16 protein-coding genes are annotated in these 15,261 nt (G+C 42.6%); 13 read left to right on the top strand and 3 right to left on the bottom strand.

What is annotated here, in order from left to right:
* The first annotated feature begins 42 nt into the window (after positions 1-42).
* From FTU35_RS11325 to FTU35_RS11300, 6 genes are all read left to right on the top strand, one after another.
* Positions 43-2,088, top strand: a complete 2,046-nt coding sequence (locus FTU35_RS11325) for a multicopper oxidase domain-containing protein (protein WP_180064742.1) — start codon at positions 43-45, stop codon at positions 2,086-2,088.
* Positions 2,075-3,010, top strand: a complete 936-nt coding sequence (locus FTU35_RS11320; RefSeq protein ID WP_180064741.1) for a copper resistance protein B — start codon at positions 2,075-2,077, stop codon at positions 3,008-3,010. Before FTU35_RS11325 ends, FTU35_RS11320 begins: the two co-directional genes overlap by 14 nt.
* A 122-nt stretch (positions 3,011-3,132) precedes the next feature.
* Entirely contained in the window at positions 3,133-4,194 is a 1,062-nt protein-coding gene (locus FTU35_RS11315; RefSeq protein WP_167846217.1) for a cation transporter, read from the top strand.
* A gap of 146 nt (positions 4,195-4,340) precedes the next feature.
* Positions 4,341-4,658: a quaternary ammonium compound efflux SMR transporter SugE gene (sugE, locus tag FTU35_RS11310; protein ID WP_004975255.1), complete on the top strand. Its 318-nt coding sequence runs from the start codon at positions 4,341-4,343 to the stop codon at positions 4,656-4,658.
* 95 nt (positions 4,659-4,753) lie between these two features.
* Positions 4,754-5,245, top strand: coding sequence for a methylated-DNA--[protein]-cysteine S-methyltransferase (locus tag FTU35_RS11305; RefSeq protein WP_004975257.1), 492 nt, complete (start codon positions 4,754-4,756; stop codon positions 5,243-5,245).
* Between the two features lie 51 nt (positions 5,246-5,296).
* Positions 5,297-5,935, top strand: a complete 639-nt coding sequence (locus FTU35_RS11300) for a nuclease-related domain-containing protein (protein WP_167846216.1) — start codon at positions 5,297-5,299, stop codon at positions 5,933-5,935.
* A 63-nt stretch (positions 5,936-5,998) separates the two neighbouring features.
* Here the strand turns inward: FTU35_RS11300 and FTU35_RS11295 are convergent, their stop codons facing one another.
* On the bottom strand, positions 5,999-6,766 hold the full coding sequence (locus tag FTU35_RS11295) for a hydroxymethylpyrimidine/phosphomethylpyrimidine kinase (protein ID WP_167846215.1): 768 nt from the start codon (positions 6,764-6,766) through the stop codon (positions 5,999-6,001).
* Between the two features lie 88 nt (positions 6,767-6,854).
* On the opposite strand from FTU35_RS11295, the gene FTU35_RS11290 reads away from it, so the two are divergent.
* Complete coding sequence (locus tag FTU35_RS11290) at positions 6,855-7,514, top strand: HAD-IA family hydrolase (protein WP_019837216.1); 660 nt, start codon at positions 6,855-6,857, stop codon at positions 7,512-7,514.
* Between the two features lie 106 nt (positions 7,515-7,620).
* Entirely contained in the window at positions 7,621-7,968 is a 348-nt protein-coding gene (locus tag FTU35_RS11285; RefSeq protein ID WP_004975264.1) for a hypothetical protein, read from the top strand.
* Positions 7,969-8,085: 117 nt separating this feature from the next.
* Here the strand turns inward: FTU35_RS11285 and hemJ are convergent, their stop codons facing one another.
* Both hemJ and FTU35_RS11275 read right to left on the bottom strand, forming a co-directional pair.
* On the bottom strand, positions 8,086-8,538 hold the full coding sequence (gene hemJ / locus FTU35_RS11280; RefSeq protein WP_004975266.1) for a protoporphyrinogen oxidase HemJ: 453 nt from the start codon (positions 8,536-8,538) through the stop codon (positions 8,086-8,088).
* 18 nt (positions 8,539-8,556) lie between these two features.
* Entirely contained in the window at positions 8,557-9,786 is a 1,230-nt protein-coding gene (locus tag FTU35_RS11275) for a beta-ketoacyl synthase N-terminal-like domain-containing protein (RefSeq protein ID WP_004975268.1), read from the bottom strand.
* A 284-nt stretch (positions 9,787-10,070) separates the two neighbouring features.
* On the opposite strand from FTU35_RS11275, the gene FTU35_RS11270 reads away from it, so the two are divergent.
* The 5 genes from FTU35_RS11270 to FTU35_RS11250 all read left to right on the top strand — a co-directional run.
* On the top strand, positions 10,071-11,579 hold the full coding sequence (locus FTU35_RS11270) for an EcsC family protein (protein WP_167846213.1): 1,509 nt from the start codon (positions 10,071-10,073) through the stop codon (positions 11,577-11,579).
* A gap of 139 nt (positions 11,580-11,718) precedes the next feature.
* Positions 11,719-12,093, top strand: a complete 375-nt coding sequence (rpsL, locus tag FTU35_RS11265) for a 30S ribosomal protein S12 (RefSeq protein WP_000246374.1) — start codon at positions 11,719-11,721, stop codon at positions 12,091-12,093.
* Between the two features lie 191 nt (positions 12,094-12,284).
* A complete protein-coding gene (rpsG, locus tag FTU35_RS11260; protein ID WP_180064740.1) occupies positions 12,285-12,755 on the top strand; it encodes a 30S ribosomal protein S7 in 471 nt (156 codons plus the stop codon).
* Between the two features lie 130 nt (positions 12,756-12,885).
* Positions 12,886-15,021 (top strand): elongation factor G, encoded by a 2,136-nt coding sequence (gene fusA, locus FTU35_RS11255; RefSeq protein ID WP_180064739.1) that lies wholly within the window; start codon positions 12,886-12,888, stop codon positions 15,019-15,021.
* 95 nt (positions 15,022-15,116) lie between these two features.
* Positions 15,117-15,261, top strand: a 145-nt coding sequence (locus FTU35_RS11250) for a GTP-binding protein (protein ID WP_257218308.1), incomplete at its 3' end; no start/stop codon positions are given.

Genomic DNA, 15,261 nt, shown 5'->3' with positions numbered 1-15,261 from the left:
TGAATTCAAAACACCTTTACGTTTTATTTTAAGGATTAAGTCATGTCTAAATTTTATCAGCCTGCGCTGTTTTTAACAGTCTGTGCATTGTGTTCGAGTTCTGCATTTGCTGCGGTCAAGGAATATCACCTGACCATTGCAGAACAAACGGTCAATATCACGGGAAAACCTGTTCAACGTATTACAGTCAATGGACAATTTCCCGCGCCTGCACTCGAATTTGAAGAAGGCGATGAGGCGGTAATTCACGTTAATAATCAATTAAAAAATCAGGACTCATCTATTCACTGGCATGGTTTATTGTTGCCCGGTTTGATGGATGGTGTGCCTGGATTTAATGGTTTTCAAGGGATTAAGCCACAAGGACATTTTGTTTATCAATTTAAAGTACGTCAAAGTGGTACCTATTGGTATCACGCACATTCCAAAGGTCAGGAACAAGATGGTCTATACGGCTCTTTGGTGATTCATCCTAAAGCCAAGCCAGCCGTAAACGCACATGAATACACAGATCGTGATTATGTGGTGATGCTGTCAGATTTTCATGAAAAATCTAGCAATCAAATTCAGAAAGATTTAAAAATTTCAGCCGAGTTTTATCAAAATCAGCGTGAAACCTTAGGTGATGTTTGGCGTCAAGTACAGCGTGATGGGCTAAAAGCCACATGGTCAGACCGCAAAATGTGGAATCAGATGCGCATGCTGAAAACCGACCTTTCCGATGTCACAGGCTATACTTTTTTAATGAATGGCAAGACACCTGAACAGAACTGGACAGGTGTATTTAAGCCAAATGAAAAAGTGCGTTTACGTTTTATCAATGCCTCTGCCATGTCGTTTTATGATGTGCGGATTCCAAACTTAAAAATGACAGTGGTCAGTGCCGATGGTCAGCCAGTCAAACCTGTTACTGTGGATGAATTTCGTATCGGCACTGCAGAAACCTACGATGTGATTGTTGAACCTCAAGCAGCGCATTATCAAATTGAAGCGGAATCAATAGACCGCTCAGGTTTTGCTGTGGGTAGCTTGCAGAGTGAACTTCATTCTGCAACATCAAATCTACAGCTCCCTGCAGCGCGCCCGCGTGCTTTACTCACCATGCAAGATATGGGGCATGCTACAGAGCATTCAGGCGATGATCATTCCAAGATGAACCATGCAACGATGTCTGAAATGGATCACTCAAAAATGAATCATGCAGCGATGTCTGAAATGGATCATTCCAAAATGAACCATGCAGCGATGTCGGATATGGATCATTCCAAGATGAACCATGCAGCGATGTCGGAAATGGATCATTCCAAGATGAACCATGCAGCAATGTCGGAGATGGATCATTCCAAGATGAATCATGCAGCGATGTCGGAAATGGATCATTCCAAGATGAACCATGTAGCGATGTCAGAAATGGATCATTCCAAGATGAATCATGCGGTAATGTCGGAAATGGATCATTCCAAGATGAACCATGCAACAATGTCTGAAAATACGCATACACAACATGGCATGCCTTCAACAGAACACAAAAATGCGGTGGTATATGGATGGGCAAATGCTTCTACACCCGCGGGGCATAAAGCCTTGCACTATGAAGATTTGAAATCGCTGCAGCCACAAGCAGATACACGTGAACCAAGCAGTGAATTGGTCGTGCGTTTAGGCGGTACGATGGAGCGTTATATCTGGACAATCAATGGTAAGAAATTTAGTGATGCCACACCACTCAAGGTGAAATATGGTGAGCGTATTCGGATTAAATTTATCAATGACAGCATGATGGCACATCCAATGCATTTACATGGCATGTTTATGCAGTTCGAAAATGGTCAAACGGCAGCAGAAATGCCGAATAAACACACCTTAATTGTGCCGCCAGGTCAAACTGTAACTGCACTGCTTACTGCAGATGAATTAGGTGAATGGGCAATACATTGTCATTTGCTCTATCACATGAGCGCGGGAATGATGAATAAATTGATTGTAGCGCAGGTGAGTGAAAATGAACCGCTTTCAACCACAGCAATTCAAGCCACTCAAACCCCTTCAGCGACAGCGCAAAAAGGAGCAGCACATGCACAACATTAATCTTTTTGCGAAAACAGTTTTAAGTATTTCTGTCTGCTGCATCAGTACAGTTGGGCTAGCAGCGACAGAGGTGCATAGTGCACATGCCAGTTCAGCAGAGATTGCAACAATTGCAGCTCAGGCTGATACTCAATCGCATCAATCGCATCAATCGCATCAATCGCATCAATCGCATCAATCGCATCAATCGCATCAATCGCATCAATCGCATCAATCCGATTCGTCCGTGCAAGAGTCGCAGTCACACGATCATCGTAAAGAACATGGTGCGCAGGTGTACGCGGTCAGCACTTTAGATACGCAATGGCAAGTGAATGATCATGCCGAGGGAGTGCTCAAATCTAAATTACAAACTCGTATCGGAACTGATGAAAACAAGTTGTTTTTGAAAATTCATAGCGATAAGCAAGAGTCACAAGCGACTGAATATGATGCCAAGTTGTTATACAGTCGTATGATTTCAGATTTTTGGGATGTGCAAGCAGGTGTGCGTTATCGACACGAAGTGAATCAGCAAGAGCATCAAACAGACCGAGAAGATAAGTTTGACGCTGTGTTTGGCTTACATGGTTTAGCTCCATATTTTTTTGAAACCGATGCTTATTTTTATTTGGGTGAGGATCAATATGCGGCTTTGAGTTTGGAAACCACACGGGATCTGTTATTGACTCAGAAATTGATCGCACAGCCTTATTTAGATGTAGATGTTATTCTGCAGGATGATGCCAAATATGCGAAAAAAACAGGACTCAACCGCGCAGCTGTGGGTGTGGAAATGCGTTATGAAATCAGCAAGAACATCATGCCGTATATCAGTGCAGGTTATGAGTATACGAAAGGTGATCAACACACTGCTTGGCAGTCTGCAACCGATTCCGAGCAGAGCGGCTTATATGCGATAGGCTTGCGTTTCAGGTTTTAATGATTAGGGGTATTTATCAATGATTAAGTCAATGGATCGTTGCTGCTTCTAAATAGAATAGATTGTCCCTAAATACATAGGCTTGGTTTATACTGAGCCTATTGTATTTTTGGGTGTGGCGTATGTCTTCATCAACTCAAGATCCTCAATCGAATCAAGATAAAAACTTAGAAAACCAAAATCTAAACAATACTGGCTGTGGTTGTGATACGCAAAAAAATGTAAACCAGCCTTGTGCAACTGCGCCTACACACTCCAAGTCATGTGGCGATACAGGCTGTGGTTCGTCTTGCGATACAGAAAAAAGCTGTGCTGATCAAAATAGCTGTACATCTGCAACGACTGCCAAGGCAGATAAAGCAACAATTTTGGATTCGGAACTTTTGAGTCCGTGGGTGAGTGCATACCATATTCCTAAAATGGATTGTGGCGCAGAAGAACAAATGGTGCGGATTGCTTTGGCAGATCATAATGATATTGCAGCCTTGTCTTTTGATTCACCTGCACGACTTTTAAAGGTTTATCACAGCAACCAATCTGCCACAGAAATTACCCATAAATTAGAAGCATTGGGTTTGGGTGCTGTGTTGCAACAGACTGAAGCCAATACACAAACTGAACTGCCTGTATCTAACAGCGCTGCACAACAAAAAGTGCTATATGCCTTGCTTGGTATTAATGCCGCTATGTTTTTGGTGGAATTAATTGCAGGTTTAATTGCATCTTCGACTGGGTTAATTGCTGACTCCTTAGATATGTTTGCCGATGCCGCCGTGTATGGTTTGGCTTTATTTGTCGTGGGTCAATCCGCCAAGAAACAGCTCAAAGCTGCACATTTGTCTGGTTGGGTACAACTGGGTTTGGTTGCACTGGTTATCTTTGATGTCCTGCGCCGTTTCTTCTTAGGCAGTGAGCCTGAATCCATGTTGATGATGGTCATTGGTGCTGTGGCATTGCTGGCAAACGTCACCTGTTTATGGCTAATTTCAGGGCATAAAGATGGTGGAACCCACATGCAAGCCAGTTATATTTTTTCCGCCAATGATGTGATTGTGAATTTAGGTGTGATTATCGCGGGCGGTTTGGTGATGCTGACAGGGTCGAATTATCCAGACCTGATTATTGGCTTAGTTGTGGCCATGTTTGTATTGAATGGTGCGCGCAAAATTTTAAGTTTAAAATAGACGGATCATCGCTGCGCGGTGGCTTAAATTGCAACAGGAGGAACGACCTCCCTTGTTTGGGTTTTTAGAAATAGTCAAAGTGACTGAACACTCGACAAGAAAAATCTTCAGGACGGCCTGATTTCATGCTATTGAAGGAGGGCGTTATGGCCTGGATGATGTTGATATTGGCGGGTATTTTTGAAGTGGTTTGGGCATACTCCATGAAGTTGTCTGACGGCTTTAGTAAATTAACGCCCAGTATCGTGACTATCTTTTTTATGATTTTAAGTTTTGCGCTTTTGGCCTATGCCATGCGTACTTTGCCATTAGGCACGGCTTATACGATTTGGACAGGTATAGGCGCAGTCGGTTCATTTTTAGTCGGTATTTTTGTTTTAGGCGAACCTGCCAGTGCTATGCGTATGTTGGCTGCAGTTCTGATTATTTCAGGTTTGGTGCTTATGAAAATTTCATCCAGCTAACTTGGAATGCAGTCTTTTAGTGTGTACTCAATAACAGATCGGTTTGAGTTAAAAACAGGATGACCTGATACCCAACCTGCTTGAGGAGAAAAATAATGCAATTGGCATTTACTGAAATGGACACTCCTGTAGGCGTGCTTAAATTGGTGGCTCACGATCACGCATTGGTTGCGGTAATGTGGGATAACGAAGATCATAAACGGGTACGTTTAGCCAGTTTAGTTCGACAAGATGATCATCCAATTTTGCTCAAAACTCAGCAGCAACTCCAAGAGTATTTTGCAGGTCAGCGTCAGCAATTTGATGTGCCTCTTGATTTTGAAGGCACTGAATTTCAGAAGAAAGTCTGGCAGGCGTTATTAAGCATTCCTTTTGGGGAAACTCGTAGTTATAAGCAAATTGCCGAACAAGTTGGTAGTGAGAATGCGATGCGTGCCGTAGGGGCGGCAAATGGCAAAAATCCAATTTCGATTATTGCACCGTGTCATCGGGTGGTGGGTGCAAGTGGAAAATTGGTGGGCTTTGCAGGCGGGTTGGATAATAAAGCGATTTTGTTAAAGTTAGAATCTTCAACTTCAAAAGTTTAAATGACTGAGATTCAACAACAATTTTGATCAAAATAAAATAGAGCAGGGGAAATGTTAAAAACATTATTGTTGCAGTTTTGGTGGCTTATTCTGCTTGTTGCAGGTGTAGGGCTGATCAAAATTTTCAAACCTTTTCTAAAGGGAAAGGTGGGGGAACTCGCAGTAAGTACGCATGTGAAGTTGTATTTAGATGAACGTTATATCTTGTTGAATGATGTAACTTTGCCTGATGAGTTCGCAGGAACAACTCAAATAGATCATATTTTATTGAGTCCTTTTGGGGTTTTTGTGATTGAAACAAAAAACTATAAAGGCTGGATTTTTGGTGGAGAACGCCAAAAAGTATGGACACAAAAAATTTATAAAAAGACCTACAAGTTTCAAAATCCTGTCTATCAGAACTATAAGCATATAAAAGTTTTGGAATCAGTATTGAGCGATATTGTCGAGCCTGAATATCTGCATTCTGTGATTGTATTTATGCCAGACTGTGAGTTTAAGACCTCTTTGCCCAACAATGTTTTTAAAGGCAGTGCATGGGTTGAGTATGTCAAAGGTTTTCGGCAAGAAGTCATTTCACCGATGAAACTGAAACGTATTCAGCTGAGAATTGAAAAAGAACTACTTGATAAGTCTTGGAAAACCAATCGTCAACATGTCGAAAATTTGAAACAACGGCACGAACGTTAAAAAGTTGCAATGAAAAACCCTGATACAAGGTGATCAGGGTTTGAAGGAGTTGAACGATAAGCACTAAAACCTTTTCGGAATTTTCTGTCCGTTCGGTACAGGCGTTTCCGCATATTTAAGCACACCAAACAACCAAGTTTCAGCATGTTGTACCGCTTGTTTCAGTTGATCTCCCATTGCCAAGCGCCCTGCAATAAAGCTCGCCAATGAACAGCCTGAACCGTGATATTCACCTTCAAGCCGTGGACAGCGGGTTTCTGAAACCATTTCATTGTTAATATACAGTGCATTACGAATATGATCAGGGGTATCTTCATGCCCACCTTTGACCAAAACGGCCTGCGCGCCCATTGCAAATAATTTAGCTGTTGCGCGTTCTAAATCATCTTCACCCGTTAAGGCACGTAATTCCACAGTATTTGGCGTGATTAAAGTCGCCAGTGGAATCAACTCGACAAATGCCTGAACCAAAGTCGCTTGATTACCTAAAGAACCACCACTATTGGCAACCAAAACAGGGTCAAGCACATATAAATAATCAGGATGTGCACGTAAAAAATCTGCCAGCGCTGCAATATTGTCAGTGGTGCCCAACATGCCCGACTTTACAACTTTAATGGGCAAATCATTCACCACCGCATTGGCTTGCGCCAATAACAATTCTTTAGACGTTGCTTTAAAGCCAAATACTTGCTGAGAGTTTTGAATGGTCAGTGCTGTGCAGGCAATCGCTGCATGTGCACCGCTATTGCCAACGGCTTCAATATCAGCCTGTAAACCAGCGCCACCCGAAGGGTCTAAACCAGAAAAACATAGTACTGTTGGTCGCACACACATATCCTTAATTGCTTCTATTTACGTTAGTATAGGCAACTTTGGAGTAACACTCGATAGTCATTTAGGCACATAGGCTGACATTGTGATAAAGAACCTTTTAATTGATTTAGATGGCACGCTGACCGACCCGAAAGAGGGCATTACCGCTTCTGCGCGTTATGGTTTGGCTAAGGTTGGACATCCTATTGCAGATACGGAAAATATTGATTGGATTATCGGGCCGCCCTTAAAAGCCTCTTTGGCAAAATTACTTCATGTAGATGTGCATGACGTATTGGCAGAGCAAGCCTTAGCAGGCTATCGAGAGCGTTTTGCTGCAACAGGCTTATTTGAAAATCATGTCTTTGAAGATGTTGCTGCAACATTGGCAGATTTAAAACAGCAAGGCTATCGACTGTTTTTAGCAACAGCCAAACCTGAAATTTATGCACGCCAAATTTTAGATCACTTCGATTTATTGCAATATTTTGAATATCCCTACGGTAGCGAACTAAATGGTGAGCGTACCAATAAAGCGGATTTAATTGCCTATATTTTGCAGCAAGAACAATTGCAACCTGAACAATGTTTAATGATTGGAGATCGTGAACACGATATTTTAGGTGCACGAGCCAATGGAGTCGATTGTGTTGCAGTCGAATACGGCTATGGTTCGGCTCAGGAGTTAGACTTGGCTGCACCAAAACATAGAATTCAGTGTTTTGCGCAAATTTTGTCGGTGCTTGAACAGTTATCTGGATGAGCGAGATGCTTACATCTGTTTGCATTTCTAGCGCAGTGTTATTGCAAAGATCGTGCTTCAATATTTAATTTGAATATTTAATTTTAATATTGAAAGAGGGTATGTGATGAAGATATTTAGTCAATCTATTGCAGTAGTAGCGGTTTCAATACTGATGACTGCATGTGCCAATCATGCTGCTACATCCACAACACCTACTGCGCAGGTCGAAATGTACACATCATTGCAACATCGACAGTGTGAGCCAGATTCAGGTTTAACCCTTACGGAAATTGTTCAGCGTTTACAGCAAGCACAGATTCAGGTGAAGCGGGCCAGTGTAGGTTCAGATGGGCGGATGTATGCACAGGTCTGTGGTGGTGCAGATGGAAAAATTGCTATTGTCACGATTCCTCAATCTCAGCAGAAACAAGCAGCGGCATTGGGCTTTCAGCCTTACTCACAAATACGTTGAATTAAAGCATAAGTGCTGTTTTTAGTTGTCACCCATAAAAAAACCTCAGTTCTTTGCACTGAGGTTTTTTTACAACCGAATCAGGTTGAGATGTCAGGATACTTGGCGTTTCAAATTTTAGAACTGTGGTTTTACCACGACTAAAATTACAATCGCTAATAGCAGCACAGTCGGCATTTCATTGAAGAATCGCCAGAACTTGTGTGATTTATAATGCGCATTGCCAATCAGTTTTTGGCGGTAATAGCCACAAACCAAATGGTAAATCACCAATAAACCGACCAATGCTACTTTCAGGTAAAACCATAACGCATCGTGGTAATTGCGGGTCGCATCGCCCCAATCTACCAAAAAGTGTGCCGTGATGAGGGTGGCAATCATAGACGGCCACATAATCCCTCGGTACAACTTGCGCTCCATGATTTCAAAACGCTGATGGCTCAGTGTATCTTCACTCATGGCATGGTAAACATATAAACGTGGTAAGTAGAACAATGCAGCGAACCAGCAAACCACGGCAATAATATGTAATGCTTTTACCCATAAAAAAGCATCAGAAGGTGCATCCATCGACTATCCTATAGGAGATTATTCATCCCACTTCTTGAAAATAAGGCAGGCATTTACACCGCCAAAACCAAAACTGTTACTCATCACAGTATTCAATTTTGTGTCGCGTTTTTCAAGTACGATATCAAATGCTTTCGCGCCTTCATCAAGTTCAGTGACGTTGATGTTTGGTGCAATGAAGTCGTTTTGCATCATCAAGACAGAATAAATTGCTTCTTGAACGCCTGCAGCACCCAAGCTGTGACCAGTCATTGACTTCGTTGAGCTAAGAGCAGGCACTTTACCTTCACCAAACGCACGTTCCATGGCTTTCAATTCAGTCACGTCGCCTGCTGGAGTAGAAGTACCATGTGTGTTCACATAGTCAATTGCGTCTACACCGTGTTGTTTCGCTTCGTCTAAAGCCATCAAGATACAACGTGTTGCACCTTCACCGCTTGGTGCAACCATGTCTGCACCGTCAGAGTTTGCAGCATACGCAACCACTTCAGCTAAAATATTTGCACCACGTGCTTGTGCGTGTTCAAGTGATTCAAGAACCACGAAACCACCACCACCTGCAATGACGAAACCATCACGGTCTGCAGAGTACGGACGAGATGCTGTTTCTGGTGTGTCGTTGTATTTAGAACACAAAGCACCCATCGCATCAAACAATAAGCTTTGTGACCAGTGATCTTCTTCACCGCCACCTGCAAGCATTAAATCTTGTTTACCCAATTGAATTAGGTTGTAGGCATAACCAATTGCATCGGCAGAAGTTGCGCATGCACTGGTAATTGAGTGCGCGATACCTTGTAATTTGAACGCAACACCCAAGTTTGCCGTAATGGTGTTCGACATGTTACGTGGTACGAAGAACGGGCCAATTTTACGTGCGCCTTTTTCTTCAAGTAGCTCAATCATTTCTGCAACAGATGCAGTTGAGTTACCGCCTGAACCACCCGCGATACCGTAACGTGGGTTGCCTGCTAAATCTTCTTGCTTTAAGCCCGCATGTTCAATGGCATCTACTGCAGCGTTGTAAGCGTACATCGCACACACGCCCATAAAGCGTTTTAATTTACGGTCAATGTGGTTAAAGTTTTGTTCTGCTGCTGCACTTACGTGGCTTTTGAAATTAAGTTCAGCATAAGTTGGGTTGGAACGTGTCCCAGAAATACCGTTTTGTAAAGAATGAGTCACAGCTTCTAAAGTATTACCAATGCACGAGTTAATGCCCATGCCGGTGATTACAACACGTTTCATCTACAGATCCCTTTTATGGTGATAATGTTGAGCCGAACACCGTGACTGCCAAGCAATCGCTGATACGGTATGACTCATGTCTTACAATTGCGTTCATAATAGCAGAAAGAATTTTGAATTCTTATGGCAAATATGATGCCACTTTGCAGGGAAGATCAAACCGCAGCGAAGCGGTAAATGAGATGCAGGAAGCCAACCAAAAGATACACAATCATATTGAGATAAACTTAGACTACACCTAGTATCTACCCATAAATCATAGAAATTAAAATTGAGGAGTAAGAATGTCAGATTCCAAGAATAAACAATCAAGCGGATTCTTCTCGAATGCGATTGGGGTGGCTAAAAAGCTCAGCAGTACAGGCATCCATGTATTGCAGCAAGTTGCACCGGGTACTGTAGCGAAGGATGAGCACAGTGCAAAATCAGGGCAAATTATTGAAGGTCAGGCACGTAGTTTTAGTGCTTTTCAAGCGCGTCAGTATGACAATCCTCAACACATGCTCAGACAGCATGTGCCACAAGTTTCACGTCAGCTTTTAGGACGTCACTATAATCGCGTCAATCAGGTAGCGAGTTTTGTGTCGCCCGATTTTTCCGACAAAATTTCAGATTATTTATTTGATCAGCTGAATAGTTTTACCTCCAATATTAGCTCTGTTGATGATGTGCTTGATCAAGCAGGTGTGCGCGATTTAGAAGAATTGACTCAAGATGTAGATCGTTCTAAACGAATTAGTCAGGCACTTGCAGAACAAAATAAATGGATTGCATCACTGCAAGGCGCATTGACAGGTGCAACAGGAGTAATCGGTTCAACCATTGATGTGCCTGCATCTATTGTGATGTCTTTACGTACCATTTATCAGGTTGGGCGTGCCTACGGTTTTGAACTGAATAAAGACACTGAGCAAGAAATTGTTCAGTTTATTTTTAAACAAATTGATTTAGGCGTCATTGCAGAAAAGCAAGCAGTGTTGATGGGGCTAAAAACCTTATCTAATATGCTGCAAACTCATGATGTGCATCAATTACAAAATATGCTCGGTTCAAGCAATGATTATGAGGTATTAAAGAAATACTTCTTAAATGAGCAAGGTCAAGTCAAATGGCCGTGGTTGAATCATGTACCTAAGTTTTCCATGTTGAATAAACTCACGCCTGTAGCAACCGCATCGGTGAGTGCGGTATATAGCTGGAAATTAGTGGAAGATGTGCATCACAAGGCACAGCAAGTATTTTCCAATGCCCGTAGCTATTTAATTCAGCATAAAGACAGCAATTTATCTGCCATTCATGCGTATGAAAAATCGTTGGAATTGCTGGCACAGGCTGCGCCTAAACTCTTAGAGCAGTTGAAGGGCAATGAAGCCAAACATGCAGAGCAAGATGCATTAGTAGAGGGGCAAGAGAGAGCAGAATCTGCGCCGTCAGATGCTTTGCTGCAAACCGTATCAGACCATGAAAGTATCAGAACGGTAAAAGTGCAGAAAAAATCGAACAAAGTGGAAACAACTGCAGCACAACTCGATGAAAATATTCAGCAAGGTCTAGAAGAATTGGCAGATCAAATGCTAGAGCCACATGCTGAAGTTGCACCGCAAAAACCTGCTGTACCTGCAGAAGAAATTGATGAATATAGGCTGGAAGATGCTTTGGAGCCAGTGGAAGATTCAACTCAAGTGGCTGAAACTGTTTCGGAAAATCCAGTAACATCAAGCAAAGAAACTGCAAAGCAGGTTACAAAAAAGCCGAGAACTCGTACAAGTGCTCGCAAGCCAAAAGCTGAATAAAAACAAGTGATAAGTAGAAATTTGGTTGGTATTTTAACTGCCTATGAAATATTGACCATTTTTCTATCTTCGCTTACAATTGCATGCCCTCAAAAAGTAGTATGTTTTTGGGGCTTTTTATTAACGGGAGAATTGCCACATGGCAACAACAAATCAGTTGATCCGTAAGGGTCGTACGACTTTGGTTGAAAAATCAAAAGTTCCTGCGTTGAAGGCTTGTCCACAACGTCGTGGTGTTTGTACACGTGTTTACACAACTACACCTAAAAAACCTAACTCAGCAATGCGTAAAGTTTGCCGTGTTCGCTTAACTTCAGGTTTTGAAGTTTCTAGCTACATCGGTGGTGAAGGTCACAACCTACAAGAGCACAGTGTTGTTCTTATCCGTGGTGGTCGTGTTAAAGACTTACCAGGTGTACGTTACCATACCGTTCGTGGTTCTTTAGACTGTGCTGGCGTGAAAGATCGTAACCAGTCACGTTCTAAATACGGTGCTAAACGTCCTAAGAAATAATCTTCTAAAGATTAAACTCTTAGTTCGTAGATTAGTTCGTAGAACTGCAATCCTTTATCGTCTCGCTTGTCTGATTTCTGCATTTAATTTTGTGAAATTCAAGCGACGTGTAGTAAGGCCAGCGAAATGCACACGACACTTTGTGCTACGGCTGGATCACCCTGAAGTGTCATATTTATAGGTAGTTTAAAATGCCAAGACGTCGCGTAGTCGCTGCTCGTGAAATCCTTCCGGATCCTAAATTCAGCAGCCAAACAATCGCTAAATTCATGAACCACGTAATGCAAGATGGTAAAAAATCTATTGCTGAAAGTATCGTTTACGGTGCTTTAGACCGCGTTCAAGAAAAATCTAAAGTAGACCCAGTTGAATTTTTTGAAGCTACGCTTGAAAAAGTTCGTCCAATGGTCGAAGTAAAAGCACGCCGTGTTGGTGGTGCTACTTATCAAGTTCCTATGGAAGTACGCCCATCCCGTCGTACTGCTTTAGCGATGCGTTGGTTGGTAGATGCTGCTGCTAAGCGTTCTGAAAAAACTATGGCTTTACGTCTTGCTGGTGAGTTGCTTGATGCAGCTGAAGGTAAAGGCGCAGCGGTTAAAAAACGTGATGACGTGCATCGTATGGCTGAAGCCAACAAAGCATTCTCTCACTACCGCTTCTAAGCGACTAAAACAGCCCCTATTCAGGAGGGTGATAGCTTGGTTTACGCCAAACTGTCATCGAATCGCTTTAAGCTGTCCTTCAGCTTAAAGCGCCTGTTTTAAACAACAAAATTTAGGAATGCTAGAAATCATGGCACGTCAAACCCCAATTTCTCGTTACCGTAACATTGGTATCTCTGCGCACATCGATGCGGGTAAAACAACAACTTCAGAACGTATTTTGTTCTATACAGGTGAAAGTCACAAACTTGGTGAAACTCACGAAGGTTCAGCAACAACTGACTGGATGGAACAAGAGCAAGAACGTGGTATTACTATTACCTCAGCAGCTGTAACATGCTTCTGGAAAGGTATGGGTAACCAATTTGACCAACACCGTATTAACGTAATTGACACCCCGGGACACGTTGACTTCACAATTGAAGTTGAGCGTTCTATGCGTGTTCTTGACGGTGCATGTATGGTTTACTGTGCTGTAGGTGGTGTTCAACCTCAGTCTGAAACTGTATGGCGTCAAGCAAACAAATATAAAGTACCTCGTTTAGCGTTCGTTAACAAAATGGACCGTACTGGTGCAAACTTCTTCCGCGTAGTTGAACAAATGAAGACACGTTTGGGTGCTAACCCAGTGCCTATCGTTGTTCCAGTAGGCGCAGAAGACACATTTACAGGTGTTGTTGACTTAATCGAAATGAAGTCAATCATCTGGGATGAAGCTTCTCAAGGTATGAAGTTTGAATACGGCGAGATTCCAGCTGATCTTCAAGCAACTGCTGAAGAATGGCGTACTAACATGGTTGAAGCTGCTGCTGAAGCATCAGAAGAACTCATGGACAAGTACCTAGAAAATGGTGAACTTTCTAAAGAAGAAATCATTGCTGGTTTACGTCAACGTACATTAGCGGGTGAAATTCAACCTGCAATGTGTGGTTCTGCATTCAAAAACAAAGGTGTTCAACGTATGTTGGACGCAGTAATTGAATTCTTACCTGCACCAACTGACGTTGAAGCAATTAAAGGTATCTTAGACGACAAAGACGAAACTGAAGGTTCTCGTGAAGCGTCTGATGAAGCACCGTTTGCTGCGTTAGCGTTCAAAATCATGAACGACAAATTCGTTGGTAACTTAACGTTCGTACGTGTTTACTCAGGTGTTCTTAAAGCGGGTAGCCCGGTTTATAACCCAGTGAAAATGAAGCGTGAGCGTATTGGTCGTATCGTACAGATGCACGCAAATGACCGTCACGACATCGAAGAAATTCGTGCGGGTGATATCGCAGCGTGTGTAGGTCTTAAAGATACAACCACTGGTGATACATTGTGTGACGAAAACGCAGTGATTACACTAGAGCGTATGGAATTCCCAGAGCCAGTAATTGCATTGGCTGTTGAACCTAAGACTAAAGCTGACCAAGAAAAAATGTCAGTTGCTTTAGGTCGCTTGGCGAAAGAAGATCCATCATTCCGCGTTCGTACAGACGAAGAATCTGGTCAAACGATCATTGCGGGTATGGGCGAGCTTCACCTTGACATCATCGTTGACCGTATGAAGCGTGAATTCAACGTAGAAGCGAACATTGGTAAACCAATGGTTGCATACCGCGAAACGATCAAAAAGACGATTGAGCAAGAAGGTAAATTCGTACGTCAAACTGGTGGTAAAGGTAAATTCGGTCACGTATTCGTACGTTTAGAGCCGCTTGATCCTGAAGCTGGTAAAGACTACGAATTCGCTGAAGAAGTTGTAGGTGGTGTAGTACCTAAAGAATTCTTCGGTGCAGTAGACAAAGGTATCCAAGAACGTATGAAGAATGGTGTCTTGGCTGGTTACCCAGTTGTAGGCATTAAAGCGACATTATTCGACGGTTCTTACCACGATGTCGACTCTGACGAATTATCGTTCAAAATGGCGGGTTCTTACGCATTCCGTGACGGTTTCATGAAAGCAGATCCTGTTCTTCTTGAGCCAATCATGAAAGTTGAAGTAGAAACTCCAGAAGACTACATGGGCGATATCATGGGTGACTTAAACCGTCGTCGTGGTATGGTTCAAGGTATGGACGACTTACCTGGTGGTACTAAAGCAATTCGTGCAGAAGTTCCACTTGCAGAGATGTTTGGTTACGCAACACACATGCGTTCTATGTCTCAAGGTCGTGCGACTTACTCTATGGAATTTGCTAAATATGCTGAAACTCCACGTAACGTGGCAGATGGCATCATTGCTAAATTCCAGTCTGGTGGTAAAAAAGGTGACGACGAGTAATCTTTCGATTACTATAAGCGCAAACTAATTCATAGTTAAAAAACCTAATGCTCATGGAGTGATCCTCCATGAGTTGTTTTAAAAAGGAAGATCTCATGGCTAAGGCTAAGTTCGAACGTAATAAGCCACACGTTAACGTGGGCACAATCGGTCACGTTGACCATGGTAAAACAACTTTAACAGCTGCGATTGCTACAGTATGTGCACGTAAGTTTGGTGGTGAAGCGAAAGATTACGCTG

The sequence above is a fragment of the Acinetobacter sp. YH12095 genome, from assembly GCF_013419245.1.
Lineage (GTDB): Bacteria > Pseudomonadota > Gammaproteobacteria > Pseudomonadales > Moraxellaceae > Acinetobacter > Acinetobacter towneri.
Note: the sequence above shows the minus strand (reverse complement) of the source record. Positions and strands in the feature narration are given on the sequence as shown.